A 1,594-nucleotide genomic window follows, 5' to 3' on the forward strand; every position below is an offset into this window, starting at 1 on the left:
ACCCGCCCCTACAGGAATATGTGACCCCTGGGTGGTTGGGGAAAGCGATCGCTTGTTTCTGGAAACTTCGAGAAACCCGGTTTTTTCAAAAAACCGGGTTTCTTAAATTCTGGCGCAGCCGACAATGGTTGTTTGGGGAAGGCGATCGCCATTATGGTCAATTGACGGGTAGATTATGAGTAGGGTAATTTTGTCAAGTACGGATAACCGAATGCTTTATTCCGGGAAACCGATATAAGTGTCGGGTAGAGTGGGGAAGTGGAGGTGGTTGCGATCGGGTTAGATAGTTGATTATAATTATGGGAGCCGGGATTGTTGGGTTAATATGAACTATTCCTCTGCATTAGCTGTAATTCAAGAAAAATACCCCCATGTGGCAGTGATTGAGGTGTGGGCAAATGTCCTGTTTTTACGAATGAGTAAGGGGCGTTGTGTTTTCTACCCGAAAAAGGGGACGATTTGGGCGCACCTGGAAACGGGAACTTGGGTATTAGCCGCAGATAATCAAGTGGCGGCGAGAAAGTTATATAAACAAATGGCAATTAAACTGCATCCTGATAAGCAGTCGGGGAGTCATGAGAAGTTTATTAAGCTGACCAATGGGTACGAAAATTATGAAGCAATTAGAATTAGATTTGGGGCTGAATTTGACGACGACTACCCCGAAGACCCCAAATACTCCAAATACCACTACTACACCGCCAGACAATACAACGAGTGGTTCAGAGAAACCTACAGCAGTTATCAAGCCTGGGTCAAAAGACGCAAGGAACAAGACGAGTATGCCAGACGACAAGTGGAAAAGTGGGGGTGTCCTTTTTGATGAAACCAGTCGCCGGGTGTTGGCTAGAAGACCTCGGTTTGAGAAGGATTATCAAAAGGATTTGACGTTTTATCTGGCTAAGGCTTGCGAATATTTGCCCTGGCGTTTTTATGTGGAGTTCGAGGTGAATTGTCGGGGAAAGCAGCGTTTTATTGACCTGGTGTTGAAAACCCCAAGCCCTCAACATATTTTGATGGAGTTGAAAAAAGGGACGATAACTATTGATATTATTAATGAGGTTTTGGAGAGGGACTATTTGCAGGGGTATAAGCAACGCACGAAGAATGGTAAATATCCGATACTTTATATCATTGGTTATCAATTTGAACCGGAGGCTGAAGATTACGCAGATAGGCTGAACGAGGAATGGAATTGGCAGTTGAAAAGGTATAAATATAAGCCTCAAGTTATGGTGAGGAATTATGCACAATTAATGGGTTTTTTGGACTCTCGGTTAACTCAAACTGATATCGGTGGTTTTGAGTTAGACCGGGTGAGGCGGGATGTTCCTTTGTTGTATGAGTTGCCCATGGGGGACTGATTACCACAAAAAGTGATATTTGTCAAGAACAAATAAGCGATCGCTTTATTCCGGCAAACCGAATCTGCGGCGATACGTCGCCCGACGACGCGGGCGATACGTGGCACTCCGACTGCGCGATCGCTTGTTTCGCGGGGTTTTGTCAAAAAACGGGGGCGGGTTTATATAGCTGCTGGTGAAGAAGAATATAGGCTGTTGAACCCGCCCCTACAGGAATATGTGACCCCTGG

2 protein-coding genes are annotated in these 1,594 nt (G+C 45.4%); both read left to right on the plus strand.

The window, feature by feature from the left end:
• Positions 1 to 325 precede the first annotated feature (325 nt).
• A complete protein-coding gene (locus ACTIE0_RS24250) occupies positions 326 to 823 on the plus strand; it encodes a hypothetical protein (protein WP_046321520.1) in 498 nt (165 codons plus the stop codon).
• Complete coding sequence (locus ACTIE0_RS24255; protein ID WP_315642545.1) at positions 783 to 1,364, plus strand: hypothetical protein; 582 nt, start codon at positions 783 to 785, stop codon at positions 1,362 to 1,364. Before ACTIE0_RS24250 ends, ACTIE0_RS24255 begins: the two co-directional genes overlap by 41 nt.
• The last annotated feature ends 230 nt before the right edge of the window (positions 1,365 to 1,594 follow it).

It is taken from the genome of Limnospira sp., from assembly GCF_051859755.1.
In the GTDB taxonomy this organism is placed as follows: Bacteria; Cyanobacteriota; Cyanobacteriia; order Cyanobacteriales; family Microcoleaceae; genus Limnospira; species Limnospira fusiformis.

Coding starts and splice junctions, on each gene's coding strand:
- ACTIE0_RS24250 (WP_046321520.1), top strand. CDS start 326: ATGAACTATTCCTCTGCATTAGCTGTAATTCAAGAAAAATACCCCCAT.
- ACTIE0_RS24255 (WP_315642545.1), top strand. CDS start 783: ATGCCAGACGACAAGTGGAAAAGTGGGGGTGTCCTTTTTGATGAAACC.